At 34.6% G+C, this 25464-nt stretch carries 20 protein-coding genes; 10 read left to right on the forward strand and 10 right to left on the reverse strand.

Translation table 11 applies throughout. The features are described 5' to 3' along the window. Positions 1-750 precede the first annotated feature (750 nt). Positions 751-1392 (reverse strand): Pr6Pr family membrane protein, encoded by a 642-nt coding sequence (locus tag ABID42_RS14970; RefSeq protein ID WP_367284348.1) that lies wholly within the window; start codon positions 1390-1392, stop codon positions 751-753. 184 nt (positions 1393-1576) lie between these two features. Between ABID42_RS14970 and ABID42_RS14975 the strand changes: the two genes are divergently transcribed. Continuing rightward, a complete protein-coding gene (locus ABID42_RS14975; protein WP_367284349.1) occupies positions 1577-1843 on the forward strand; it encodes a hypothetical protein in 267 nt (88 codons plus the stop codon). Here ABID42_RS14975 and ABID42_RS14980 read toward each other — a convergent pair. The 5 genes from ABID42_RS14980 to ABID42_RS15000 form a co-directional block, all read right to left on the reverse strand. Further along, complete coding sequence (locus ABID42_RS14980; protein WP_367284350.1) at positions 1840-2553, reverse strand: NRDE family protein; 714 nt, start codon at positions 2551-2553, stop codon at positions 1840-1842. The genes ABID42_RS14975 and ABID42_RS14980 overlap by 4 nt on opposite strands. A gap of 211 nt (positions 2554-2764) precedes the next feature. Then, positions 2765-3265: a hypothetical protein gene (locus ABID42_RS14985; protein ID WP_367284351.1), complete on the reverse strand. Its 501-nt coding sequence runs from the start codon at positions 3263-3265 to the stop codon at positions 2765-2767. 76 nt (positions 3266-3341) lie between these two features. Next, positions 3342-3875 (reverse strand): YceI family protein, encoded by a 534-nt coding sequence (locus tag ABID42_RS14990; protein WP_367284352.1) that lies wholly within the window; start codon positions 3873-3875, stop codon positions 3342-3344. A gap of 5 nt (positions 3876-3880) precedes the next feature. Beyond that, a complete protein-coding gene (locus ABID42_RS14995; RefSeq protein ID WP_367284353.1) occupies positions 3881-4612 on the reverse strand; it encodes a hypothetical protein in 732 nt (243 codons plus the stop codon). Between the two features lie 33 nt (positions 4613-4645). Further along, the gene (locus tag ABID42_RS15000; protein ID WP_367284354.1) at positions 4646-5074 is read right to left on the reverse strand and encodes a DM13 domain-containing protein; all 429 of its coding nucleotides are present in this window, start codon (positions 5072-5074) and stop codon (positions 4646-4648) included. Positions 5075-5402: 328 nt separating this feature from the next. Here ABID42_RS15000 and ABID42_RS15005 point away from each other — a divergent pair, with 328 nt between their 5' ends. The 4 genes from ABID42_RS15005 (at position 5403) to ABID42_RS15020 (ending at position 9430) form a co-directional block, all read left to right on the forward strand. After that, positions 5403-6566, forward strand: a complete 1164-nt coding sequence (locus ABID42_RS15005) for a sigma-54-dependent transcriptional regulator (RefSeq protein ID WP_323255081.1) — start codon at positions 5403-5405, stop codon at positions 6564-6566. Positions 6567-6823: 257 nt separating this feature from the next. Further along, positions 6824-7585, forward strand: coding sequence for a hypothetical protein (locus tag ABID42_RS15010; protein ID WP_367284355.1), 762 nt, complete (start codon positions 6824-6826; stop codon positions 7583-7585). A gap of 66 nt (positions 7586-7651) precedes the next feature. Further along, the gene (locus tag ABID42_RS15015) at positions 7652-8857 is read left to right on the forward strand and encodes a DUF6563 family protein (RefSeq protein WP_367284356.1); all 1206 of its coding nucleotides are present in this window, start codon (positions 7652-7654) and stop codon (positions 8855-8857) included. A 147-nt stretch (positions 8858-9004) separates the two neighbouring features. Next, positions 9005-9430, forward strand: coding sequence for a hypothetical protein (locus tag ABID42_RS15020; RefSeq protein ID WP_367284357.1), 426 nt, complete (start codon positions 9005-9007; stop codon positions 9428-9430). 60 nt (positions 9431-9490) lie between these two features. On the opposite strand, the gene ABID42_RS15025 is transcribed toward ABID42_RS15020, so the two are convergent. Beyond that, entirely contained in the window at positions 9491-9997 is a 507-nt protein-coding gene (locus ABID42_RS15025; protein ID WP_367284358.1) for a hypothetical protein, read from the reverse strand. Between the two features lie 211 nt (positions 9998-10208). Here ABID42_RS15025 and ABID42_RS15030 point away from each other — a divergent pair, with 211 nt between their 5' ends. The 5 genes from ABID42_RS15030 to ABID42_RS15050 all read left to right on the forward strand — a co-directional run bounded on the left by ABID42_RS15030 (position 10209) and on the right by ABID42_RS15050 (position 17780). Beyond that, a complete protein-coding gene (locus tag ABID42_RS15030; RefSeq protein WP_367284359.1) occupies positions 10209-11567 on the forward strand; it encodes a M24 family metallopeptidase in 1359 nt (452 codons plus the stop codon). Between the two features lie 249 nt (positions 11568-11816). After that, positions 11817-12842, forward strand: a complete 1026-nt coding sequence (locus ABID42_RS15035; RefSeq protein WP_367284360.1) for an ATP-grasp domain-containing protein — start codon at positions 11817-11819, stop codon at positions 12840-12842. A gap of 380 nt (positions 12843-13222) precedes the next feature. Then, positions 13223-14545, forward strand: coding sequence for a DEAD/DEAH box helicase (locus ABID42_RS15040; RefSeq protein ID WP_367284361.1), 1323 nt, complete (start codon positions 13223-13225; stop codon positions 14543-14545). Positions 14546-14667: 122 nt separating this feature from the next. Further along, a complete protein-coding gene (locus ABID42_RS15045) occupies positions 14668-16869 on the forward strand; it encodes a B12-binding domain-containing radical SAM protein (RefSeq protein ID WP_367284362.1) in 2202 nt (733 codons plus the stop codon). Positions 16870-16925: 56 nt separating this feature from the next. Continuing rightward, on the forward strand, positions 16926-17780 hold the full coding sequence (locus tag ABID42_RS15050) for a UbiA family prenyltransferase (protein ID WP_367284363.1): 855 nt from the start codon (positions 16926-16928) through the stop codon (positions 17778-17780). 94 nt (positions 17781-17874) lie between these two features. Here ABID42_RS15050 and ABID42_RS15055 read toward each other — a convergent pair whose 3' ends face one another. From ABID42_RS15055 to ABID42_RS15065, 3 genes are all read right to left on the reverse strand, one after another. Then, positions 17875-21711: an Ig-like domain-containing protein gene (locus tag ABID42_RS15055; protein ID WP_367284364.1), complete on the reverse strand. Its 3837-nt coding sequence runs from the start codon at positions 21709-21711 to the stop codon at positions 17875-17877. Between the two features lie 122 nt (positions 21712-21833). After that, the gene (locus tag ABID42_RS15060; RefSeq protein ID WP_367284365.1) at positions 21834-23234 is read right to left on the reverse strand and encodes a vanadium-dependent haloperoxidase; all 1401 of its coding nucleotides are present in this window, start codon (positions 23232-23234) and stop codon (positions 21834-21836) included. Positions 23235-23600: 366 nt separating this feature from the next. Next, positions 23601-25409 (reverse strand): RagB/SusD family nutrient uptake outer membrane protein, encoded by a 1809-nt coding sequence (locus ABID42_RS15065; RefSeq protein ID WP_323255055.1) that lies wholly within the window; start codon positions 25407-25409, stop codon positions 23601-23603. Between the last annotated feature and the right edge of the window lie 55 nt (positions 25410-25464).

The raw sequence follows: 25464 nt of genomic DNA on the forward strand, positions 1-25464 counted from the left end.
GAAAAGTACTCTTGCTGTATTGAGGTATGAGGAAGAAATAATGCAACGACCTATCTCAATTCCCAAAGATAGGACAAGCTTTCCAGGAGATAGAACAACCTATTAAAAAGATAAGAAAAACAATCTCAGAGATAGGACGACCTATCAAAAACATAGAAAAACCCATCTCAGAAATAGGACAAGCTATCAAAAAGATGGGAAAACCTATCTCAGAGATAGGACAACTTATCAAAAAGATGGAAAATCCTATCTCGGAGATAGGTTTCGTTTGGTTTTTCATTCAACAATGAACTATAAACCAAATAATATTCTAAATTTAGCTTTGACAACTTTTTACGATGATTTCCCTAAATCCGAAGGGATGTCAGGATTATAGCAATGTTTGAAAGGTTGTTTACAGAACCCTGAAACATGAGTCATCCCGAATTTTAAAATCATAAAAAAGCGGTCAAAAAGCTAATTTTGAGCGCTTTTTTATGATTGATGAGTAACGAATTCCTACTGTTTGAGCGAAGCGAGTTTAGGAATTCTTGATTTTTTTGCGGCCGCCGCTGCGGTTACTTTTTGCATCAAGGCAAAAAGTAAGGACGAGAATAAATCCAAAAAAATGAAATCTTTTCAAATGTGCTTTTTAAAGAGAAAATTCGGGATGACTCATGTTTCAGGGTTTTAGTCTTTGAGGATTTCCTTGGCTATAATCCTTACATCCCTTCGGGATTAAAAAACACTTACAATAAACTAGCCTATTCATTATTGTCTCTTATTTGTTTTCATTTTGGCAATGCCAATATAAATTAGGGAGACAAACATAAAAGCAAGCGTAATAAAAAAAGCATTGATGAATACTTGCTGATAGCCAAGTTTAGTTACATTCATAAATGGATAAGGATAAAAGCCCGATAATTCCCCACGAAGCAAAATAAAAGTCACATATATCAAAGGAAAAATTAACCACGCCTGAAAATCTTTCCATTGCAGTTGGCTTTTATTCACATACACAAACCAAAAAATAACATAGAGTATCGGTATAATTAAATGTAGTAATTCATCTACTACTTTTTGTAAACCTTCAGGTTGCCAAATAGAGCGAAGTACTGCATTATAGATAATACATACAATCAAGATATACACTGCAATAGCCGTTAATGTTTGGGGCTTTGATAAAAAACTAGTCAATGAAATTGTAGGATTCAACAGTAAAACTGTCGCTGAAATGGTGACCAACAAATTAGAAAGGATGGTAAAATAGCTAAAATATCTAATGGTTAATTCGATGGTACTGGCATGAGAACTACCAAGTTGAATATATAATTGAGCAATAAGAGCAAACCAACCAATCAAAACTAAAGTAAGTAAAAGTGACTGCTGGGCTGTAGTTTTAGGTGTATTCATTTTTATCGGTATTTTTTTGTTTTAGTTTTAAGCGGAAAAATAATTAAATTCATTTGTTTTCAATCATTATCCAAGAAGGTTAACAAATTTCCATCCTAAATGTTTATTATTATATGGTTCAGCTTATTAGATATGATAACTTTTGGAAAGTTGACATATCTAATAAGCACAATCTTTAAGCATTATGATACAACAATCTCCCGCTTTCACATTCAACATTTTTCCACATCAGGAAAAACTTAGATTAGTTGTTTTTAATAACGACGAAGAATATGTCTGTAGAATTGAAAGCAAGAAAAAATTGAATCAATTTCTGGAAGAAAATGATGCAAGGCTATTCAAAGGAAGACTTCAATTAATTAAAAATCAGGATGATATTTCTATTCAAGTAAAGGGGCGAATATTAGGAGAATTAAGCATTGAAGCTTTTAGAGAATTATTGAAAAACTAGAGTACTCTATAGCTCAATGCTTGTTCAGAAAGTAAATCATGAAAGGAAAATGACAAATAATGATTTTGTTTAACTACCTGAAAAACGCATTGTGTCACCAATTCATTATTTCGGTTTACTCGCATATCATTATGATTGTCGCCAGTACCACCATTTAAATGGAAATTAAGTACATCTTCTGCGCTACAAGCTGGAAATTGTTCCTGAAAAGTAGTAAACCATTGTTCTCTTTGATGCCTAATTTCATCACTATACAAAGTAGCCGACGACCAAATATGTGGCAAAAGACTATCTTTTTCGGCACGATGTAATCTTTTTCCATCCCAACGAAACTCGTAAATATTTACTGTATCATCAATATTTTGAATGATAATCAGCGTAAAGTTTTCAATTCTTTCAAAATTGTATTCTCCTAAAAAAGTATCGACGGAATCGTATTGAAAGAAATCAAGGATGATTTGTCCTCTGCTTTGTCGATATGGAGGCTTAGATTGATGTTTTTCAAAAGCACCGTTTAATAGACACAATGTAAAATCATCAGAAGTAGCCAACCAAGTTCCTCCCGCCTGTGTGTCTTTCGGAAAGTACACTTGTTTTCCATTAATTATATATTTCTTGGGTGGAATGGCTTTCGGGCGAGCAAGGGTTTCATCTCGATTATTCGTCAAAAAGAAACCATTTTGCTTGGGTAAATAAGTAAGTACGCACATTTTAAGTAAGAGTGATGAATTGTGAATGATGAATTTTGAGTAAGCCGACAAGCTATTTAAAGTATTAAAATACAGTCATTCATTTAGTCAAACCTATAAGGATTCATATAATTATCTAACAATAAGAGCTTTAACATCAAATCCTTATAGGTTTTTGCAATTTACTTATTCCTAATACTTATTTGATATTCAAAGGATTTTAAAATTATTTTCAAGCATTCTGCATGTTGCGGTGCTTGATGGTGGAATGAGCCACGCCAAAATCTGGAGCAATTTGAATCTCAGGATATACTTCATTCAAACCAATTTTGATAATTGCCAAATGGTGAATGGTATGTTCTATCAAATAAGTAAGTTCACGGAAAAAACTACTAGGAATGTTTATCGCTTCCTCTAAACCAAAAGCTGTTTGTAATATTAGTTGTTTATCGTTTTGGTAAAAGTTTAAGTGATTTGTTACATTTTCCAATACTTCTAACGTAAAATCTTTATCTACTTCTATGCGTAAATCTCTTTGGCGAGCATCATAATTTACTTCGCCTGTTTCGTAACCTTTTAAAAGACAGAGATAAAATTCTGTAACATGCCTAACATGTTGCCCAACTGAATGATAGTGTAAAGGGGCTAAACTTTCTTTGTACACTACATTATCTAAATCTTCCAGCAAATCGCTTAGCTGTTCGATAATATCAATGTTTATTTTCTGAAGCATATTTTTATATTTTCTGAATTGAAAAGCAATGTGTAACCTTGACTGTATTATTATCTTACTCCTGAATTATTTCAACTTATTGAGCAATGGCATTTACTAAAATGGTAAAAGTCACCTCGTTACTCAATCCTAACGTTCCTCCTCCTACTTCCCAATCTCTTCTATTGATGGTGGTACTTCCTGAAAAAGTAGCGTTGTTACCATCTTGTTTAAAAGTAAAAGGTACTTTAATATTTTTAGTGGTTTCTTTCATCGTCAAATCAAAATAGCCAATATAAGTATCTCCTACTTTTTCTATTTTGGTTGATTTCATTTTGATGGCTGGATATTTACTTACATTGAAAAAATCTTCTTTTTCTTTCAAATGCCTATTTCTTAAATTGTTTTCGGTATCTAAAGTATTGACATCTACGGAAGCGACTAAACTTGCATTGTTTAAATCTTTGGTATCGAATTTTATGACGCCCATAAAGCCTTTGAATTTACCATCGACGGTAGAACCTAGCATTTTTATCTTAAAAGAAACCCCAGCAGTTACTGGTCGCCATTGTTGCGCAAAACTGTTCGTGATGATATTTACGAAGAGTAAACAAATTAAGATTTTTTTCATAATGTCTAGAATTTATAGCTAACTGCCAACATTGGCAAAAGGCTTTTATAACGCCATCGGTCGTTTTGTTGATTGGCTACAGCTACTTTTTTGTCGGAAGTATATTCAGCAAACAAGAAACTTAAACCTCCACGAATACCGATTTTGTCATTCAGCCAATATCGAAGAAATACTTCTGAATTTAAACTTCCAAAATCAGAATCACTTACTAATAACAAATTAAAGTTTGTTGGCTTTGCTTCCGAAACGGTACTCCCATCAACAAATGTACGTTTGGATGCTTTAGCGATTAAATTTCCGGATTGTTTGCCTCCGAAAGTGAAACCAATGGCATCAATATTAATTCCTGCTTCAAATGTTGAACTAAATGCGTATTGTAAATTAATAGACAGGTTTAAGGCATTTACTTGTACTTTTTTCAAAGAAAAAGTATCAATATTGGCTATAATATCTTCCGAAACGAGTGCCGCAAAACTAGCTTTACCTGATGTTAAACTTGCGGGAGCTGTTCTTGTTTGAATATCGTTAGCCCAAAAAGAACTTAGCCGAACGCCATATCCAATTTTGAAACGATAAGATTTGCCGACACCAAACATTTGAGTAAAGGACATTGCCGAAGAAAATCCTTTGCCAGCAGCTAAAGCTAAATCAGTTGTTTTATAAGAGGTTTCATAGCCTTGCGAAAAACCTTTGATGCTAACAAGACTCAACAATAAACATACAAATATTTTTTTCATTATGCTTAAATTTAATTATTTCATTGAAAAATTTCACTGAGAAAGTTTTGCACTGCCAAAAAGCACCCCAAATCGTTTGCACCAAACCAATACATATTGTTGTTTATCGAGCCTAGCTTCTTGGGGAATTTCCAACACGAATGTGCCTGTTTTATCTAATTTTATCACCGTCGTGAAATTACTTGAACGAGTATCTTCTGCCAGATAGATGTATAAATCTGGACCTTCGTCAGTTTTAAAATTCTCAAAAGAAAGGTATTTTTTATCAGGCATTTTGCTATCGCTGATTACCTTCACCGTTCCAGAAACCGCATGAACTCCATTTATAAACATTCCTGTAGCTTCTTCTTTGCCTTCTTGTATTACAGGACTAAGAATATTATTGACAGGAAGAAGTTCTATGTTTTTCACGCAAGAACTCAGTAAAATAATGTTTAGACAAAAGATGAATAGTTGTTTCATTGTTTAGTTCTTTAGATTACTTTACAAAGTTGAAAATCTCAGAACCATCACATTGTCGGCTAGGTGACTCAAAACAAAAAACAATGAATTTTTAAGGAAAGAAATCCTTAATCGTGTGGAATTGAATTTAACTGACGCATAAAATTGCAAGAAAAGGAAGCACCAAATTTAATTCTTGATGCAAATTCTGCAATTTTATTAATAAATTTGAAGTAAATAGCGAAGTAAAAAAGGCATTTTTAACTATTTGTAAGAATTTCCTTCTTAAATTCACAACAAAATAACCCTTACAAATTAAGACTGCTCAAAATATCCCCCATTCCAATTCATGGCGAAATTATTAATTATTGATGATGAAAAAGCAATTCGAGGTGCGCTACGAGACATTCTGGAATATGAAGGCTATAACATCGACGAAGCAAGTGACGGTGAACAAGGATTAGAGATGTTCAAACAGAACGACTACGATGTGGTACTTTGTGATATTCGTATGCCTAAAGTGGATGGACTAGAATTATTGCAAAGAGCAACCGAAATGGGTCGTTCTACGCAATTTATCATGATTTCAGCTTTTGGAAATGTAGAGACAGCCGTTGAAGCTACCAAGCGTGGTGCCTTTGATTTTATTTCGAAACCACCCGATTTGAATCGCCTTTTGGTAACAGTAAAGAATGCCATTGAACGTGGGAAAATGATTGTTGAAACGAAAGTTTTGAAGAAAAAGGTTTACCGCTTGAATGAAATTGTAGGGGAATCAATCGCTATTCAAAAAGTAAAAGATATTACAGACAAAGTTGGTCCTACAGAAGCAAGAGTATTAATTACTGGACCCAACGGAGCTGGAAAGGAAATGGTTGCGAAACGTTTGCACGAAAAAAGTAACCGTGCTACCATGCCTTTAATTGAAGTAAACTGTGCGGCAATTCCTTCTGAACTGATAGAATCTGAATTGTTTGGACATGAAAAAGGTTCGTTTACTTCTGCCGTTAAACAAAGAATTGGAAAATTTGAACAGGCTGATGGCGGAACGCTTTTCTTGGATGAAATCGGAGACATGTCGCTTTCGGCACAATCAAAAGTATTGAGAGCTTTACAAGAAAGTAAAATTACCAGAGTGGGTGGTGATAAAGAAATCAAAGTAAATGTGAGAGTTTTTGCAGCGACCAATAAAAACTTACACGTTGAAATTGCAGAAGGACGTTTCCGTGAAGATTTATACCATCGTTTAAGTGTCATTCCGATTTATGTCCCACCGCTTAAACAACGCCCAGACGATATTCCATTATTGGTTGATAAATTCCTAGACGATGTGGCTAATGAGTACGGGCAGTCGAGTAAGCAAATAGAAAAAGAAGCAATGGAGTATTTGCAAACTTTACCTTGGACGGGGAATGTTCGTGAACTTAGAAACGTAGTGGAAAGATTAGTGATTATGTGTAATGATTTAATTACACTAGAAGATGTAAGAATATTTGCCACACCAGTGATTTAGAAGGCATTTAGTCCACAGATTTCAGTCATTATAAAAAGGGAATTCATTTCGATGGATTTCCTTTTTTCGTTTTTAATACTTCATAACAAAAACTTATTAAAATCTTCATCAATACTCCTTTGTAGTATTTCTGATTCACTTATCTTTGCCAGTGCTTCATTTAAATATTCTAAGAATAAAAGCTAGTTCTTACAATTCTAATATAAAGAAAAGCAACAAACAGTTTAGACAGACATACACTTAAAAACTACGGTACCATGCTCAGATACAACTTATTCCTATCTACAGCTCTATTTTTAGCCTCTTCGTGTCAACAAAAGCAACAAGAAACTCAAAACCATTCAAAAGCAGACAGCATTAAAGTTGATTCTCTTGCTATTTTAACTGACCCTACCAATACCTTAAACATTCAAGGAATGAATGTCATGGAAATTGATAGTTCTGGGATTATGATGCTTCCACTTTCACTAGGAAGCGACGAAAGCAATTCCAATAGTTCTTCGTATTTATCAAGGGATAATAGTCGTTTCTGGAATATTATTTTTTTAAATAGTAAGACAAACGAACATCATTTATTGACTGACAAGAAAATGTTAATCAATATTGAAAAACCTAATTATAACATCAATTACAGCTCTGATGGACAAATGTTTTTTAAACAACAATCAAAGCGATACTTATTCTATACTGTCATTTCGGATGATTATAATAAGGACAAAAGTTTAAGCCAAACAGACCCACAATATCTATTTGTTTCAGATAAAGCAGGAAAGTATTTCAGGCAGATTTCTCCTGCAAATTATGACCTTCAACATTGGCAATTTATCAATGCAACCAATAAAGTTTTATTGACCCTTAAAAAAGATAGTGATAAGAATAATTTATTTGACAGCAAGGATGAGTTAGTTCTATTTGAAGTTGAAATAGAAAAAGGCACAGAGGCGAAAGAAGTACTTTCTAATGACTTTAAGAAAAAGTTGAAAATATTGTATGGAAGCAATTGGAAACAGGAAAAATAACTGATTATATATTCAAGCAATTTTAATTAAAAAAATACATCCAAATAAAACAAATCATTCATTACTATGAAAAAATTCTCTCTTCTGCTTCTTTGCTCTATTATTTTTCATTTTACCTACAGTCAAGACAAACATATCATTAAATTAAGAACTTCACAAAGAGACTTAATTAGCATTCCCAATCGCCCCTTTTTTATCTCAAATGTTATTGATAGCAGAAAAGACACTAGCAATGTAGGTATTGTTCAAAAAGGAATGGCAAATAGGAAAGTGCAAGCAGTTTTAGAAGGCGGAACGATAACGTACTTCTCTAACTTATTTGAAGCAAGCCTTTTAAACATCAATATGGATGAAAAATTAATACCTATAGTAGTTGAAATTAAAGACCTTACCGTATCAGAATGGACAACCTTTTCAAGTGAGAAGGGACGGCTTGAAATGACCATCATATTCTATAAATTAAATGCTAATAATGAGTTAGAACCTACTTTTTCTTCAGAGATTATTGAAGAAAGTGGAGGTATGGATGTAACCGCTGCCCATACTTATAGAATTAGAGATGGAGTAAAAAAATCACTCGAAAAACTAAATGATTTCTTGGTAAATCCAGAAGGCAAAATCGCTTATTATAGCGATGTGGATTTACAAAAAGAAAAATTCATGAAAGAAGATGGTTTAACAATTACTAATTATGAATTGAGTACAACCGAAGAGGATAATATATTTACTTGTTCTCATCCTAGAAAGGGAATTTTTAGAACCTTCGATGAGTTAAAAGCTAATCGCCCTTCAATTACTAATGACGTTCGTGAAGATTTTTATAAAGACTCTACTAGATTAAAATTACGTTCTTTGGTGAGTGGAAAGCTTATTAAAGGCTCATTTTTTGCTTATTCTGATGGGAAAAATATTTTCATCTTTGCCCAGAACTACCAACCTGCAAGATATTATTCTAAAGTTTTCGAGAAAGGGACATTTATTGCGTGGAAAGATAATTTTTATGATAGTGGAGAGGTAGCTACAAGAACTGCGGTGCAGGCGGCTTTTGGTCTTGCAGGTACACTGATTTATAGTGCTTCAAAAGATGTTGATTGCGTTGTTCTGGATAGTAGAACAGGGTTAATTCAACAAGTAAGCCCTAAAATGATTAATCAAATCTTAATAGATGACCCTGATCTACTAACAGAATATAATTCTGAAACAGGAAAACGAAACACAGATAGACAACTTTATATCATTAAAAAGTATAATGAAAGACATCCTGTAAAGTAATACCAAATAGAATCTATTATTTCTTAAACTTATCTTAAAAAATTATATTCTAAATATAACAATACCGTTTCCCAAATAGACCAAGAATAAACGGACTCTGTTTATTCTCCTCATTAGTTTTACGTAAACAATTAAAATAACATACACATGAAACAATTAACTTTATTACTCTTAGTAGTTCTATTTACAATATCTGGCTGTAAAAAAGATGATGAACCTACGCCAGATTACACAAGTACTTTCGTTGGCACTTGGAAAGCTACCGCTGTCGTTCAAGACGGACAAACCGTTAGTTTAATTGGCGACCCTGAATTTGCTTTATATTTAAAATTCAAAGCAACTGGTGTTAATAAAGTTAGCGCTATATTAAAAACAGTAATCGTTACTGATACACTTGATTCGGAAAGTGCTGAACTTAATATTACGAAATCGGGAGATACTTTTAATCTTATTGAAGTAGGTACAACAAGTAGCCCGCAAAATGGATATTTGAGATATACCAGTAGCAATGGAGAATTGAAATTTGGAAGTATTGAGAATGGTAAAACGTCTGAATTTACTTTTAAGAAATAAAAAATGCCATTGTTGGTGCTAAAAACATCAACAATGGCAAAAGTATTTTTTTTAGAAATCTTAGTTAAAAATCCAGCCAAATGAAATTGATCCCCATACTGGCACTACCAACTCTGTGCTCCCTTTACTACTTACCTGAATTGGCACTATCATACTGAATCTCCAAAAGTTTTGTTGATTACTCGTCAAAACTTGATAGCCTATTTGGGGCATTAACATTTCAAGTGGAATATCATTATCAGCCTTTACTCCTCCACTTTTAAAATGGTCTTCATCAAACTTAATTCGACTATAGCCTGCACCAACAAACCATCTGTTAGTATTTCCAAAAGTGGTATTTACTTCGCCATTTACGGCGCTACTATATCCTGGAAAATATGGGGTAACACCAAACTTTAACCCTAAATAATGTTTCTGTATGGGAATGTTGTGTTGATAATAAAGACTATAGAGAATATTATTCCCGGCAAGCTCTACTCCTATTTGATTTTTGTTTAATGATTGCCCATTGGCGAAAAATGTTAGGAAGAGACAAATACATAAAGTAGGTATAAAAGTCAATTTCATAGAAATGTGTTTATGTTTGATAGATATAGCTACAAAGATAAAGGGTAGCTGACATTATTTTGATAGGTATGCTTTATCTTTTGCATAATACGAGTTGGAAATTTGTGTTACAGTTTAAATACTAAATAAAGAAAAATCAGCTCATGATAAGTCTTCTCTGATGAAATTCTCTTATTTTTATAAGAATCTAATTTCATTAACATCCTTCATCATGAACAAATACGCTTTTACCTTTATTGCCTTACTTTTTGCTATTCATTCTCTTCTTGCTCAGGATATTCCTAAAATTTTAGCGTTAAAAGACAGAGCTGTTCTGCAAGACCAATTGCTAGATGAACGCTTTAAATCACTTTTGCCTTCTTTGATGCGAAAGCAAGGTATTGATATGTGGCTAATTATTGCCCGTGAATACAACGAAGATCCTATCATCAAAACAATGCTTCCTTCTACTTGGCTGAATGCTCGCCGAAGAACGATTCTATTGATTTACGATAAAGGTGAAAAAGAAGGCTTGGAATGTTTGGCGGTAGCTCGCTACAATGTAGGTACGATTTTCAAATCTGCTTGGAAACCCGAAGAAGAACCCAACCAATGGAAGCGTCTTTCTGCCTTAATTGAAGAAAGAAATCCTAAGAAAATTGCGATTGATGTTTCTGAACAATATGCGCATTCTGATGGACTTTCGCATTCTGAACATGAGGCTTTGATAGAAAACTTATCACAGAAAAGTAAAGAGAAAATTGTTTCTAGCGAAAAACTAGCTGTTGGCTGGTTGGAAAGTAGAACGCCAAGAGAAATAGCCCTTTACGAAACCCTAGACCGTATTACGCATCAAATTATTGCAGAAGCTTTTTCTGAGAAAGTAGTCGTTCCGGGTGTAACCACAACCGAAGATGTAGTTTGGTATTTGCGTGAAAGAGTAGCGGAACTGAAATTAGATACTTGGTTTCATCCAACGGTTGATGTGCAACGTCCAGATCCAGATAAAACGAACTGGCCTTATGACCGTCGCCCAGCGGAAGATGTCATTCTTCCCGGCGATTTACTTCATTGCGATTTTGGCATTACTTATCTTCGCTTAAATACAGATGTGCAAGAATTAGCCTATGTACTTCGTCCCGAAGAAAAGGAATTACCCGAATATTTACGAAAAGCCTTAGCAGCTGGCAACAAAGTTCAAGATATTATGACGGGATTCTTTAAAGTGGGCATGACGGGTAATCAAATTTTAGCACTATCGCTTCGTAAAGCAGAGCAAGATGGTTTGGTAGCACAAATCTATTCGCATCCAGTGGGTTATCACGGCCATGCTGCTGGACCAGCGATTGGTATGTGGGATATGCAAGGTGGCGTTCCGGGCAATGGCGAATATCCTTTGAATGAAAATACTGCTTATGCCATTGAACTGAATGCGAAGGTAAAAATTGCTGAATGGGGAAATAAAGAAGTACGAATTATGCTTGAAGAACAAGGACTTTTTATCAATGGGAAAGTACATTATATCGACGGGCGACAAAAACAGATTTTAACCATTCCTAGAAGAAGTAATATTCAACATTTGGGGCAGTGATTTATTGAAAGAATGAGTGATTTGTGAATTAGTGATTAGAAATCTGCTTTTAAAATGGCACTTCGTAGCAACAACTCTTGCTTTACCGTTTCAGGAAAAATCAGCGAATTAGTAGTTAGTAATTATTGATTAACAGAAGACTGAAAGCCGAAGACCTAAAATCCGAAATCCAACATCACAAATCTCAAATCAAAAAAACTGTCCGATAACCGACATCCATCATTTCCTCATTATCCGTAAGTTTGCAACATGAACAAATTACAATTACCGCTCTGGCTTATCAAACTTACGCATTTTGAATATTGGACGTGGTGGATGTTTTACATTCCGCTTCTCCCCTATTGGTTGTATCAAGCCGCTCGTACTCGCTCGCTTACTTTTTTCACCAATGCAGACCCTTGTATTGATTATGGCGGTTTCTTTGGTGAAAGTAAAATTGATATTCTAAAACAGATTCCTGACGACTTTTTACCGACTTATTTCTTTGTAAAAAAAGAAACTTCTTTAGCCATAATTCTTGAAAAGCTAAAAGAAAACAAGCTTGAATTCCCGATTATTTGTAAACCCAATGTGGGTGAAAGAGGCTCGCAAGTTGAAAAGATTATCGACCAATTTGCGCTTGAAAAATACTTACAAAATCTTCAAGAAGATTTTATTATTCAAGAGTTTATCACTTTTGAGATTGAATTGGGCATACTCTATTATCGCTATCCAAATCAACAGAAAGGACAAGTAAGTTCTATTACTAGAAAAGAGTTTTTGTCGGTAACAGGCGATGGAAAATCTAGTATTGAAGCATTAATGCAAGCCAATACTCGTGCAAGATTTCAGCTTGAAACAATGCGTTTACGTTTAGGAGAAAAGATTCATGAAGTAATTCCAGCAGGAGAAAAACGATTATTAGAACCGATAGGAAATCATTGTAGAGGCACTAAATTCTTAGATAATAATTTCTTAATCAATGAAAAACTGAATCAAGTATTTGATAAAATTGCGCTCCCAATTGAAGGTTTTCATTATGGAAGATTCGATATGAAAGTAAAGTCAATCGAAGATTTATATGAAGGAAAAAATATCCGAATCATGGAATTGAACGGAGTAAGTTCTGAACCGGGACATATCTATGACCCTAAAAACACCGTTTGGAATGCCTACAGAGATTTGGCTCGTCATTGGAAAATCATTGCAGATATTTCCATTCAGCAACAACAAAAAGGCATTATGCCGATTGAAACCAAAATCATTTGGCAAGTAGCCCGTGAACATTTTGCTTAGAGATATTTTATCTCTTGCATCAGATAAAACAACACTCTGAAGACATAAAATATCTCGTCGATGACACAAAACATCTCATCCGAGACATATTTTATCTCTCGCATCAGATAAAACAATACTCCGAAGACTTCAAATATGTCTTCGATGACACAAAATATCTCATCCGAGACATATTTTATCTATCGCATCAGATAAAACAAGACTCCGAAAACATAAAACATCTCTTCGATGACACAAAACATCTCGTCCGAGACATATTTTATCTCTCGCATCAGATAAAATATGTCTCGGAAATGTCTTTTACAGACAAGTCTTTTTACCCAGTTCTTCAAAAATCCATTAAGCCCAATTAAACAGATATTTTGTTTTACCTTTGTGCTATGGAAACCAATCAAACAACAGCACAAATCCTTCAAAACTTAGGGATTGAAACTTTAAATCCGATGCAAGAGGCGGCTTTAAAAGCCATTTCAGAAGACAGCAACGTACTTTTAATTTCTCCTACAGGTTCAGGAAAAACCATTGGTTTTTTATTGCCTATTTTACAATTATTAAAACCCGATGTACCTTTTGTACAGTGTTTAATCCTTACGCCTTCTCGTGAATTGGCTTCACAAATCGAACAGGTTTGGAAGAAAATGTCAACAGGTTATAAAGTAAATGTGTGCTATGGCGGACATGATGTTTCCACAGAAATCAAAAATTTAAGCAATCCGCCAGCAGTACTTATCGGTACGCCCGGACGAATTGCCGACCATATTACTCGTAGGTCATTTAATTTAGATGGTATCAAAACTTTGGTATTGGATGAATTTGATAAATCGCTCGACCTTGGTTTTCATGACCAAATGTCGTTTATCATTGGTGGTTTACGCAAACTCAACAAAAGAGTATTGGTTTCAGCAACCAAAGGCATTAAAATTCCAGAATTCACAGGCGTTTCTTCTCCGACTTTATTGAATTTTATTCCAGAAGATAAAGTAGCAGAAGGCTTGGTGATGAAAGTAGTGATTTCAGAACAAAAAGATAAAATTGATGCTTTGTTTAATCTACTTTGTTCATTGAATTCTGAATCTGCTATCATTTTCTTAAATCATAGAGATGCCGCAGAACGTACTTGTGAACTATTGCAAGACATGGGTATTTATGCAATTTTTTATCATGGAGGAATGGACCAAGACGACCGAGAAAGAGCTTTGATTCAATTCAGAAATGGAAGTGTTCGCTACTTAGTTACGACAGATTTGGCGGCTCGTGGTTTAGATATTCCAGAAATGAAGCACGTTATACATTATCATTTGCCATTGCAAGCCCATGAATTTATTCATAGAAATGGAAGAACGGCACGTATGAATGCAGAAGGAACATCGTACTTGATTTTCCAACGCAACGAACATCGTCCAGCTTATGTAGATGATAATTTGGAAGAATTGGAATTATCAGAAAATAATCCTTTGCCAAAAGCTCCAGATTTTTTAACGATTTACATCAGCGGAGGCAAGAAAAACAAATTGAATAAAGTAGATATTGTTGGCTTTTTCTCACAAAAAGGCAAACTCGAAAAAGGCGATTTAGGACTGATAGAAGTAAAAGATTTCACTTCATTCGCTGCCGTAAGAAAAGAGAAAGTAAAAGAATTACTACAAACCATTCGTGATGAAAAAATGAAAGGGAAAAAGTATAAAATTGAAGTGGCGAGATAGGTTTGAGTGGATTTGTGGACTTTAGGACTAAAAGACTTTAAGAAAGCTTCGTTCTTTTTCCATAATTCCTTCAGTCTTAAAGTCCAACATCTTTTAGTCATTCTCAAAAAATTAACCAACCATTGAACACTCAAAAAGTCTTTCTAATAACCCCTCCTTTTACGCAACTGAATACGCCGTATCCAGCAACGGCTTATATCAAGGGGTTTTTGAATACTAAAAATATACTTTCCTATCAGGCTGATTTGGGAATTGAAGTAATTTTGAGCCTTTTTTCTAAAGAAGGTTTGTTGAATCTGTTTGCTCAAATTGAAAATCAGGAATTAGAATTATCAGATAACGCTCAAAGAATAATAGCGCTCAAAGAACATTATATTCATACCATTGATGCAGTGATGCTTTTCTTGCAAGGCAAAAATCCTACTTTATCGCATCTGATTTGTCAAGAAGATTTTTTGCCAGAAGCCAGTCGTTTTACTCAATTAGAGGAATTGGATTGGGCTTTTGGAACGATGGGAACACAAGATAAAGCCAAGCACTTTGCTACCCTTTATCTTGAAGATATTTCTGACATTATTGTTGAGTGCGTCGATTCACATTTTGGTTTTAGTCGCTATGCCGAGCGTTTGGGTCGTTCTGCCAATAGTTTTGATGAACTCTACGAAGCTTTATCACAAGCATATACTTTTATAGATGAATTACTCATCAAGATTTTGGCGGCTAAAATGCAGGAAATAAATCCTACTTTAGTGGCGATTACCGTTCCTTTTCCCGGAAATTTATACAGTGCTTTTCGTTGTGGACAATGGATTAAAAAGCATTTCCCAAAGGTAAAAATAGCAATGGGCGGAGGTTTCCCGAATACTGAATTACGTTCGCTTTCGGATGAAAGAGTATTTGAGTTTTTTGATTTTATTACTTTGGATGATGGCGAAGCTCCTCTGGATAATTTGATTGAACATCTGGAAGGCAAGCGAAAACTGGAAGAACTAAAACGCACTTTTACTTTAGTCGATAACCAAGTAAAGTACATCAATAATAGCCAAACGCATGATTATAAGCAATCAGCAGTAGGCACGCCCGATTATTCAGATTTGCCTTTAGAACAATATATTTCTGTGATTGAAATCGTGAATCCAATGCACAGAATGTGGAGTGACGGTCGTTGGAATAAACTCACGATGGCACATGGCTGTTATTGGGGAAAATGCACTTTCTGTGATATTTCTTTAGATTATATCAAACTTTACGAGCCGATTTCTGCCAAAATTCTTTGCGATAGAATGGAAGAAATGATGGCTCAGACGGGCCAAAATGGTTTTCATTTTGTGGATGAAGCCGCTCCGCCTGCTTTGATGCGTTCGTTGGCTTTGGAGATTCTTAGAAGAAAATTGACTGTTACTTGGTGGACAAATATTCGTTTTGAAAAAAGTTTCACCGCAGATTTATGTTTGTTACTGAAAGCATCGGGCTGTATTGCAGTTTCTGGCGGTTTAGAAGTAGCTTCTGACAGACTTTTGGAATTGATTCAAAAAGGTGTAACCGTTGCTCAAGTAGCAAGAGTTACTCGCAATTTTACCGAAGCAGGCATTATGGTGCATTCGTATTTGATGTACGGATTTCCGACACAGACGGCTCAGGAAACAATTGATTCTTTGGAAATGGTAAGACAAATGTTTGAACTGGGCATTTTACAATCAGGCTTTTGGCACCAATTTGCGATGACGGCTCATAGTCCCGTTGGGATGTATCCAGAGCAATTTAAAGTACAAAAAGAAAGTGCAAAAATTGGCACTTTTGCCAATAACGATATTTTTCACCTCGACCCAACGGGAACTGACCATACTTTGTTTAGTGATGGTTTGAAGAAATCACTTTTTAATTTCATGCACGGAATTGGCTTTGAGATGAACCTGAATCAATGGTTTGAATTTAAAGTGCCGAAGACCAAAGTGCCGAAAAATTATATCGAACAAGCCATTAATCAAGAAGAAGATTATACTTTAAAACCAAGTAGTAAAATTGTTTGGCTGGGAACAAAACCAACGGTGAAGCATCTTACAAAAAACCAAAAAGGTAGAGTATTGAATCTGACCAATTTAGGTTTTCATGATAAAAAAGAAAGTTTTAATATTTCAGTAGAGCAAAAACAAGGAGAATGGTTAGTTGAGATTTTGAAAGAAATTTCAGTTTCAAACAACAAAGTTTATACTTTTCAAGAAGTAAAAACACATTATGAAAAAGCTGGATTGGAAGACTTTGAATTGTTCTGGTTCAATAAACCTTTGAATAATTTGCAGGATTTTGGCTTGTTAACATTATAAATAGCTATGAGCTTTGAGCCTTCAGCTATCAGATTTTATTTCGATACTTTCAGACATTGAGAATTTTCAATTTCTTAATCAATACCAATATTTACATTTCGTTAGCAGCAGTGGCGTTAACGGTGGAAACACAATTGCAATTGGGTATGCCTCCGCAATGGCATCCTTATTTGTTCATCATCTTTTTTGCTACTTTGTTCGACTATAATTTACATCGACTTGTTACGGTTTTAACGAATAAAGAAGCACTGAATAGTGATAAACATAAATGGTTAAAAGAATATTTGAGCCTGTTTTATGCTTTGGTAGCTTTTTCAGTAATTGGCTTTATCATTGCAGTTTTTTTAGCCAAGAAAGAAGTACTCATTACACTTTCTCCTTTTGCGTTAATTACGCTTTTTTATTCTTTACCCATCTTTAAAAATCAAAAATATTTATTCCGATTAAGAGAAATCCCTTTCTTGAAAATCTTTTTAATTTCCATTGTTTGGTCGGCAACAACGATTATTTTACCAATTGTTCAATCTGGAAAAAGCTTTGATTTCCTTCATGTAGCGTTGATGTTATTGGAAAGATTTTTATTCGTTCTTGCCATTACGATTCCATTTGATATTCGAGATATGAGAGGCGATGAACAATCTGGACTCAAGACGATTCCATTGGTAATTGGTGTTAAAAAATCTATGGTTTTAGCTAATGCTTTTACAGTATTATTTCTAATTGTTAGTCTTCTGCATTATTACAATTCTGCTTACTTCATTTTATTTGCTTTTGTACTTTCTGCAATCAGTACATTGTTCTTTTTAAACAGTAAAATCCTTCAAAAATGGTCATTTTATCATTATGGCATTTTAGATGGAACAATGCTTTTACAGGGGATTTTGGTATGGATTTGTTACTTTTTGAATTGAGATTTGAACAGCGAAACGACTTTTAGTAATGTCCAATATTGAGTATTCTCAGATATTAGGTAGAGTATTCTGAATAGATAAAACTAGCGTAAAATTATTCTACTGTTAATCCACTAAATGGACCAACATCAGTTGGAAATGTTCTAGTAACTCCGTCAATATCATCTGTTACTTGGTCTATAATTGCAGAAATCATTCCTTTTCCTACAGAATTACTACTTAATGAACCAGATATATTAAAACTTATTTCTGCTTTATTAGCTGATGGAATAAATAACGTATTTTGTCCTTTTGTAAGTTGGTAGTTAGCTAAATTTGAACTATTAACTCTAAAATTGGTACTTCCATCCACAAAACCAAAATCTATATAATTTCCACTAGTATGTTCGACAATAAGATTATTGTCTTCCATCGCAGGTGCATCCTTTGCCGCAGATAGGTAGCCAGTTAAACCATCTAAAAATACACTTCCTTTAACTTTTCTAAAATTTGAGCACAGGTAAATATCCGAAAATTTAATCTGACTATGAACAATCTCAATGCCATCAACATCGCTCATATAGCTACTTTTTTGGCTATTAGCTGGCATGTAACAATTGGTAAGACTAATATTTTTATTATGCTGAAAATACATGAATAAACCACGGACGTTTTTAAACTTAATATCTCCAGACTGTTCTATAATTCCTAAATCAAATAGTATATCATCGTTCATAGAACTAATATTCTCAACGACCCAATTATTATTATACTTTAATACAAAAGAGGGAGAGTATCCATGGCTTGTTCCAATAATACTCCCTCCTTGTCCAGTGGGGTGATCAAACTTGATGTTCTTTAAACTAATATTTCCATCACTCAAGTCGTTTTCACCATTAATGCGGAAAGACCCAGCAGTTACATTTCTGACGATAAATCCATCTATTTCTAAATTAGAAACACCAGTCGTAGCTCTCATTACACAAAAGCCAAAGTTTACTATTATGTCTAAGAACTTCATGTTAGTTCTACTATCCGCACGGATAATTGCACCGCCAAAATCATCAATGTTGGCGTTTCTTAGTTCTATATTTTTAAGTGTGGTATAATCTCGTTCACATCTCCAAACAGATGCTGATTTTTTCTGGGCATCAAAAATAGGTCTTACTCCAGTAGCCCCTTGAAAAGTAACTCTATTTGTTCCATTTGTGTATTTTGGCGCAAATGTGTCCTCTAGCAAATAAGTATCCGAGGTATTAAATTGAACAATAATATCTTCTGTTATTGAATTGGTTGTAAGCCAATCCTCTGCTTCTTTCAAATCATTCGTATTTAAAAGCACCTTATCTCCAGTTGTATTCTTTATTGTAATCTTGCTACTTGGGGAAGGAGTAGTTGTAGGTGGAGTAGTTCCTGAATTTGAGCTAGTTGTACGAATTAAGTCTTTTTTAGGAGCTGTTTTGGTTTTAATGATAGTATAAGGGACACATCTAGCCACTCCACAATCACAAACTACTTTTTGAATAGTAACAGTATGGTCAGTAAAACAATCATTGGCATTAAATACACGTACTGTATATTGTTGTATTACAGCAGTTGGGTTAGGAACATCGGTTCTAAGCACTCCACCTGTTGGTATTACCGTTGAAGTTGCATACAATTTTCCGCCAGTATAAGTAGCTCCTGCACTAATATCATATCTTAAATTTGAACCAAAACCTGCAAGTTTTATTGTTCCATCATTTTTAACCAAATCTTGGTCGCAAGTAGAATTTGTAGCAGTAGCAGTTATTCCTAATGGTCTGTCAAAAACAACAACATTAATCAATGTACTAGCAGAACATAAACCATTACTTACTTCTACAGTGTAAATTCCACCTTGAGCTGCTTGAATATTATTAAGCGGTATATTTTGTAATGACGATGTAAAGCCATTTGGTCCTGTCCAAGCATAAGTAGCAGTAGCAGGAGTAACTGAAAGCGTAACATTCGTACCAGCACAAACTGGTAAAGTAGAAGTTGTAATTACTGGATTGAGAACTGTACTAAAAGTAGCAGTCGCAGAAGTTCTGCTTCCCGCAGGCGATTCACAACCACTAAGTAAGTCTTTACACGCAACAAAATATGTTTTGGTTTCGGTTACTGGTACATTGAATGGGCTTCCAGTATGTAAAATAGTAGTTGATACTTGTGAATTATACCAAACCGGAGTAAAACCCGCAGCACATGTTGCTCTTAAGCCAAGACTACCAGCGCCACAGACTATACCGCCAGCCACCGTTGATTGAGAAGGAGCAGTTGGAGTTGTATTAACTGAAATTGATACAGCTGTACGATTTACAGAAAATACTCCACAATTATTTTCTATTGGCTTACAACCTACAAAAAACGTAATATTAGAAGTGGCATTGAATGAAAAACTATTTCCAGAGCCTATTACTGTATTATCTGTTGATGAATTATACCATTGAGGAACTCCAACCGCACAAGTAGCAGTTAAAGCAGCAATTCCTGGTCCACAAAGTACAGCACCCGTTGAACTTGACACCTTAGAACTAAAGGCAGGAGTTGTAAAAGTGAAATCATTAAAGCATACATCTGAACCACTCCAAATACGAATTGTATATTTAGTGGCAGGCTTTAAACCTGTAAATGTTAACGTTGTTGCTCCTGGAGCTAATGTTAGATTTGCTCCAGCTCCAAAAATAGGACTTGTTCCAAATGTTTCTCCTTCTTTAATACTAGCTTCAATTGCTTTGGTAGCATTGTAAACAAGATTTGAGATTGTTGCTGTGCCATTATTATTTGGTACAAAGTTAGTACAAGTACCAAGGGTAGTTGTAACATCATTAGTACTTATAGCAGGAGCATTACAGTCATTACATTTTAAATTACCACAAACAAATGCAATAGATTTACCTTGTACACCAGCGTGATAAGGAATGAAAGTACTGAAGGCACTCGTTGCTAAATCAAACTTGGTAACACAGTCGCCTTTATAACTTGTAATATATAAATCTCCATCAGGTCCAAAAGCCAAATCAAAAGCATCAACAGCACCACTGGTGATACCTGCATTTAAAGTAGGTCTTGGGAAATTAAAAGAACCAATAATAGCACCTGTTAAACTATTGTAATGAACTAAGCGATCTGCTACATTTAAGTCATCACTGGCTAAAATAGCCCATAGACTGCCATCATCTCCAAAGTTTATTCCTCTATAATTAAACCCAGCCGGTGCAGTTGCTAATAATGTAGCAGCACCTGTAAGTGAAGGATCTACGTATTCAATTGTACTTGTTTCGCCTGTTATATTCCAGTTTTTACTTACATATACTTTTCCTGTAGTCGGATGAATTGCAATTCCCCATAATCCAGCAATTTTATTATTGAAACTTGGCGAGGGATAATACTCTACAACAGTATTAGTAACAGTACTTACTTTCGATATTCCGTTATAGCTTGTAACATACAAAAAGCTTTTATCAGGAGACATGGCAAGGTCTAACAAATCTTCTCCAGGTATTGGTATTGGTGCTAAAAAAACTCCTTTTGAAAAATCATAAATTACAATCTCTGACTGATTACAACATGTTGCCATGTAAGCAATATTTTTATCAGGATCTACAACAATACCTTCTGCTCCACCACCTTGGATTGAACATGCAATTGCGCCAGCATTTGGATTACTTGTATTACCATTTCCAAATTCAAATACTTCTGAACGAGTTAAAGCTTTATCTCCTGAAATTGGGACAACCCCAACAATCATATAGGTTTTATCGCATCCAACTGGAGAATTCTGAGCTTTCAGGTGTAGTGAAGAAAAACTCAAACACAGCAACATAAAAAAACTAAAGATATTTCTAAATGCAGGTATTCTTTCTGATGAAAGTAAAGGCATTATCATCACTTGATTATTTATGTTTTGTCGGAAAAATATGCCAATCATTTTTATTGATAGGCAAAGGTCAAACAAAGTCTTGAATACTTTTATTAACCATGAGTTAAGATTTTTCATCATTTTACGATTGTATTTGTTCCCCCAATATATTTTATTAATACAGTTAAAGCCTATTTTTTGATTATATTCCAAGGTAATGAATTGATATTTTTACCTATTTTCTTACCTTCTACTAAACCCATTTCATTGTCTTGACGAGTATGAATTCCTCCATACAAACGTGACATTGCAGATTCTTCAGCAGCAGCCCAAAATGAGTTAAAGCTTCTCGCTTTGTATTCTACTGACCTTTCTACATCTTTGGGTCTGCCAACGTGTGAGTCATCTATAAATTTAAAACTTGTTCCATACAACTCTGTCAATACTGTTGCTGTAGCGGCACTTTGTACTGCATGACCCGAATAATAAGCGGGGAATGGTGGCTCTGGCCAATATAAATCCCAATTTCTATCAATATTATAATAAATAAAAGAATATGGTCTTTCTGCGTTGTAAATAAACTTTATTTTCCAGCAATTGATAAAAGCATCAGCTACTGCCATTCCTACTTTAGCATACGTTTCGGCTGCTTTGAACAAATCTGGTTTAGCCGTTTTTACTGCTAAATTAGCTAAGTTATACGAGTGCCCCGGAGGTGAAAATGTTTGAGAAGGATCGTCTCCCCACCAATTGGCAATTTCTTTTTCCTCTTGAGTCAATGTTTTGCGTTTTGTATATACTTCATACATATAAGCATAATATTTAGAATCAGGCTTGAAGTCATACTTTATCATTTCAGGAATCGGCAGTACACTATTCGTTGGTGAAAAAGTTCTGTTTTTTCCCCAATAAGGATGTAATGGCATCGCCACAGCCGACTGTCCTCTAGTTGGAGCTTTCCACAGACCTTTACCAACAGGTACTTTGTAAGTGCTATCAAAATTTCTTTTATAGCCTTCATGTCCTCCATCCGTTTTTGACCATTCAAAAATAGCCTCCGCAATTGCCTGACCAAATAATTTTGAACGTTCAGCTACTTTTCCATCTGTTGTTTTAAGCTCGTTTTGATATATCGCTTCTTCCAGAGAATCTATTCTAGTAATATTTTTTGGTGCAGATTGCTTGTACAGTTTTTTCAAAAGGAAGGCTTGCCCTGAATTTAGTGAAAGTGCCCAATTATAAACTTGTCCTTTTTCTGGCTTAGGCAATTCGGCTAAGCCTTTTAATGTACCTACTAAAGATTTTTTCTTTGCTTCTCCTGCTACTACACATTCATACATTGTTAAACCCAAATATCCCAATGAACGAGAACCATAAGTTGGCGAACCTCCGGGTGTATTTTTCATTGTTTTCAAAGACATTTCTCCCCATTTCAAAGCTACTTCAGATGATACAAACTCATTTTTGGGAATATACTTTGGGACATTAAGACTAAAATATCTTATTTCACTAAACGATGCTTCACTTCTTTTAATTGATAAAAAATACAATGACAAAATAATAATGCTCGTAAAAACGCTAGTTCTGAGCATATTTTTTTCAAAAAAGACATCCAACAAGCCTTTGTTGAATACAATATTTTTTTTTATCAAACTGAAAAATACCATAAAATTGTTTTAAATAGAGATTGTAAATACTATTAAATAGGATTCTTTATGTTTTGGATACATTCGCCATCGTAATGTATTAGTACGAAACTAATGTATTAATCTTTAAAAACTAGCTAAAACCATGCCAAATTACTTTAAAATATACTTACTGTTTCAATCTAATTCTTGTTTTAGTTTTTTTTCGTAGGAATGAGGCATTCTGTTGATAGATGATAAAATACTGTATCTTTTTTGTAAAATTTGTATCAAAAAAAATCCCCTTGCCTATCAAGCAAAGGGATTTTAAATTTAGTATAATGGATTTTGAATGAGATTCTTATTTTTATTCATTTCATCTAGCTTGATGGGCAGAAAGTAAGCTCTATCTTTCCAGTTTCTATCCTGAACATCAATGACTTTGAAAGTTGGCGTATTTGATGTTGTTTTATCTGGATTCAGTGGATAACGAATTTCAATTCCTTTAGCATTATCAAAAGTACTTGGAGCAGTCATCCAACGACGTACATCAAAGAAACGATGATCTTCAAAAGCTAATTCTACTCTTCTTTCATTTCTGTAACGTTCTACTAATGCTTGTCCACTTTCGGTAATTTCAGGCATTCCTGCTCTTTTACGAATCATGTTAATATACTGACGAGCTTCTGCATCTTGCCCAAGACCAATACAAGCTTCGGCATAATTTAGCACAACTTCTGTATATCTAATAAAACGCCAAGGCAAATCTTGTTTTACATATTGTGCATCAATCGTTTGGTCGATAAATTTACGTAGATAATATCCAGAATAAGTACCGTTCCAGTCTTCAATTGGACCTTTACGAGTATCAAGACCAGCGATTACATCTACAGAATTGGTTGAAGCATTCCACTTTTCCCAAAAACCTACTTGTATTACTCCTTTAGGGTCAGAAGCGGCTACATCCGATGGGCGTTTTCTCCACTGAACTCCTTCATAAAGTATCGTTGCATAAAAACGTGGGTCACGATTTTTGTATGGATTTTTAGCGTGTTCGGTATTCGTCCAGCTAAATTTCGAACCGTCTTTCATTTCATAAGCATCTACTAACTGTTGTAATGGCGTATTACTTCCCCAGCCATGATAGCCATTCGGGTTGTTGAACAAGCCTGGATTATAACCGTCCCAGCTATCTTCTGTTTTAGGCAAAAAGAATCTCACGAAAATATCTTCTGTGTTTTCTTTCATTAAAAACATTTCACCATAATTTTTGGCTGTTGAATCACCAGTGGCTGGAGTAGCTTTATAAATACTGTAAGCACCTAAATCCATTACTGCTTTAGCTGCATTTTTTGCCGCTAACCAACGTGCATTACGGTCACCACCTACATAACCTATTAATTCAGGATGAGCAAAACCACCTGCCCAAGTAGGAGTTTTGTTGTATAAATCACTTGCTGCGTGCAATAATACTCTTGCCTTCAATGCCAAAGCTGCTCCTTTCGTTGCTCTTCCTTTATCAGCACCAGTATTTACCAGTAATAAATTTTGTGCTGCTTTATCACAATCTTCAGCAATAAATTTGATACAGTTTTCATAAGTATCTCTAGCAGGCGTAAAATCATCCGATAATTTGTAGGCTTGCTTGATAATTGGCACACCACCATATACAGACACTAGGTTATTGTACAGATAGGCTCTCAAGAAATATACTTCGCCAATTAAACGCTTTTTAGTATCGGGATTATCAAACGGAGTACTTTCTATTTTTTCAAGGAAAAGATTACAAGCACGAATGTATTTGTAAACATTTTGCCAAATCATTCCTTTGTAACGATTTCCAGACCAGAAATCCCAAACGGAATAATCACTGGCTGTTACTAAACATTTGGTAACGTTGCTACTTCCAAAATCGGCATTATACATAGATTCATCACTTAATGATGCCATCATCATATTGCTAAAACCATGTGGAATGCCCAAGTAAATATTGTTCACAAAAGTCGTTACCAAAGCTGGGTCTTTCCATACTGCATCTTCTGCAAACTGATCTAAAGGTTGAATGTCGAGGTCATTTTTACACGAAATGGTGTTAAAAAGTACAAGGACACTTGTCAATAATATATATATTGTTTTTTTCATCTGATTAAATGTTTATGTATTGCTTTCAGTGAATAAAGTGTTCAACTGAAGAATA

This window comes from Arcicella rosea, assembly GCF_040543805.1.
GTDB classification, from domain to species: domain Bacteria; phylum Bacteroidota; class Bacteroidia; order Cytophagales; family Spirosomataceae; genus Arcicella; species Arcicella rosea.

What these genes read in the sequence shown, in the direction of transcription:
- ABID42_RS15055 (WP_367284364.1), bottom strand. Translation starts at nt 21,711, where the DNA reads ATGATTGGCATATTTTTCCGACAAAACATAAATAATCAAGTGATGATA.
- ABID42_RS15000 (WP_367284354.1), bottom strand. Translation starts at nt 5,074, where the DNA reads ATGAAACAACTATTCATCTTTTGTCTAAACATTATTTTACTGAGTTCT.
- ABID42_RS15025 (WP_367284358.1), bottom strand. Translation starts at nt 9,997, where the DNA reads ATGAAATTGACTTTTATACCTACTTTATGTATTTGTCTCTTCCTAACA.
- ABID42_RS15040 (WP_367284361.1), top strand. Translation starts at nt 13,223, where the DNA reads ATGGAAACCAATCAAACAACAGCACAAATCCTTCAAAACTTAGGGATT.
- ABID42_RS15010 (WP_367284355.1), top strand. Translation starts at nt 6,824, where the DNA reads ATGCTCAGATACAACTTATTCCTATCTACAGCTCTATTTTTAGCCTCT.
- ABID42_RS14970 (WP_367284348.1), bottom strand. Translation starts at nt 1,392, where the DNA reads ATGAATACACCTAAAACTACAGCCCAGCAGTCACTTTTACTTACTTTA.
- ABID42_RS15020 (WP_367284357.1), top strand. Translation starts at nt 9,005, where the DNA reads ATGAAACAATTAACTTTATTACTCTTAGTAGTTCTATTTACAATATCT.
- ABID42_RS15035 (WP_367284360.1), top strand. Translation starts at nt 11,817, where the DNA reads ATGAACAAATTACAATTACCGCTCTGGCTTATCAAACTTACGCATTTT.
- ABID42_RS14980 (WP_367284350.1), bottom strand. Translation starts at nt 2,553, where the DNA reads ATGTGCGTACTTACTTATTTACCCAAGCAAAATGGTTTCTTTTTGACG.
- ABID42_RS15065 (WP_323255055.1), bottom strand. Translation starts at nt 25,409, where the DNA reads ATGAAAAAAACAATATATATATTATTGACAAGTGTCCTTGTACTTTTT.
- ABID42_RS14975 (WP_367284349.1), top strand. Translation starts at nt 1,577, where the DNA reads ATGATACAACAATCTCCCGCTTTCACATTCAACATTTTTCCACATCAG.
- ABID42_RS14990 (WP_367284352.1), bottom strand. Translation starts at nt 3,875, where the DNA reads ATGAAAAAAATCTTAATTTGTTTACTCTTCGTAAATATCATCACGAAC.
- ABID42_RS15060 (WP_367284365.1), bottom strand. Translation starts at nt 23,234, where the DNA reads ATGCTCAGAACTAGCGTTTTTACGAGCATTATTATTTTGTCATTGTAT.
- ABID42_RS15005 (WP_323255081.1), top strand. Translation starts at nt 5,403, where the DNA reads ATGGCGAAATTATTAATTATTGATGATGAAAAAGCAATTCGAGGTGCG.
- ABID42_RS14995 (WP_367284353.1), bottom strand. Translation starts at nt 4,612, where the DNA reads ATGAAAAAAATATTTGTATGTTTATTGTTGAGTCTTGTTAGCATCAAA.
- ABID42_RS14985 (WP_367284351.1), bottom strand. Translation starts at nt 3,265, where the DNA reads ATGCTTCAGAAAATAAACATTGATATTATCGAACAGCTAAGCGATTTG.
- ABID42_RS15030 (WP_367284359.1), top strand. Translation starts at nt 10,209, where the DNA reads ATGAACAAATACGCTTTTACCTTTATTGCCTTACTTTTTGCTATTCAT.
- ABID42_RS15015 (WP_367284356.1), top strand. Translation starts at nt 7,652, where the DNA reads ATGAAAAAATTCTCTCTTCTGCTTCTTTGCTCTATTATTTTTCATTTT.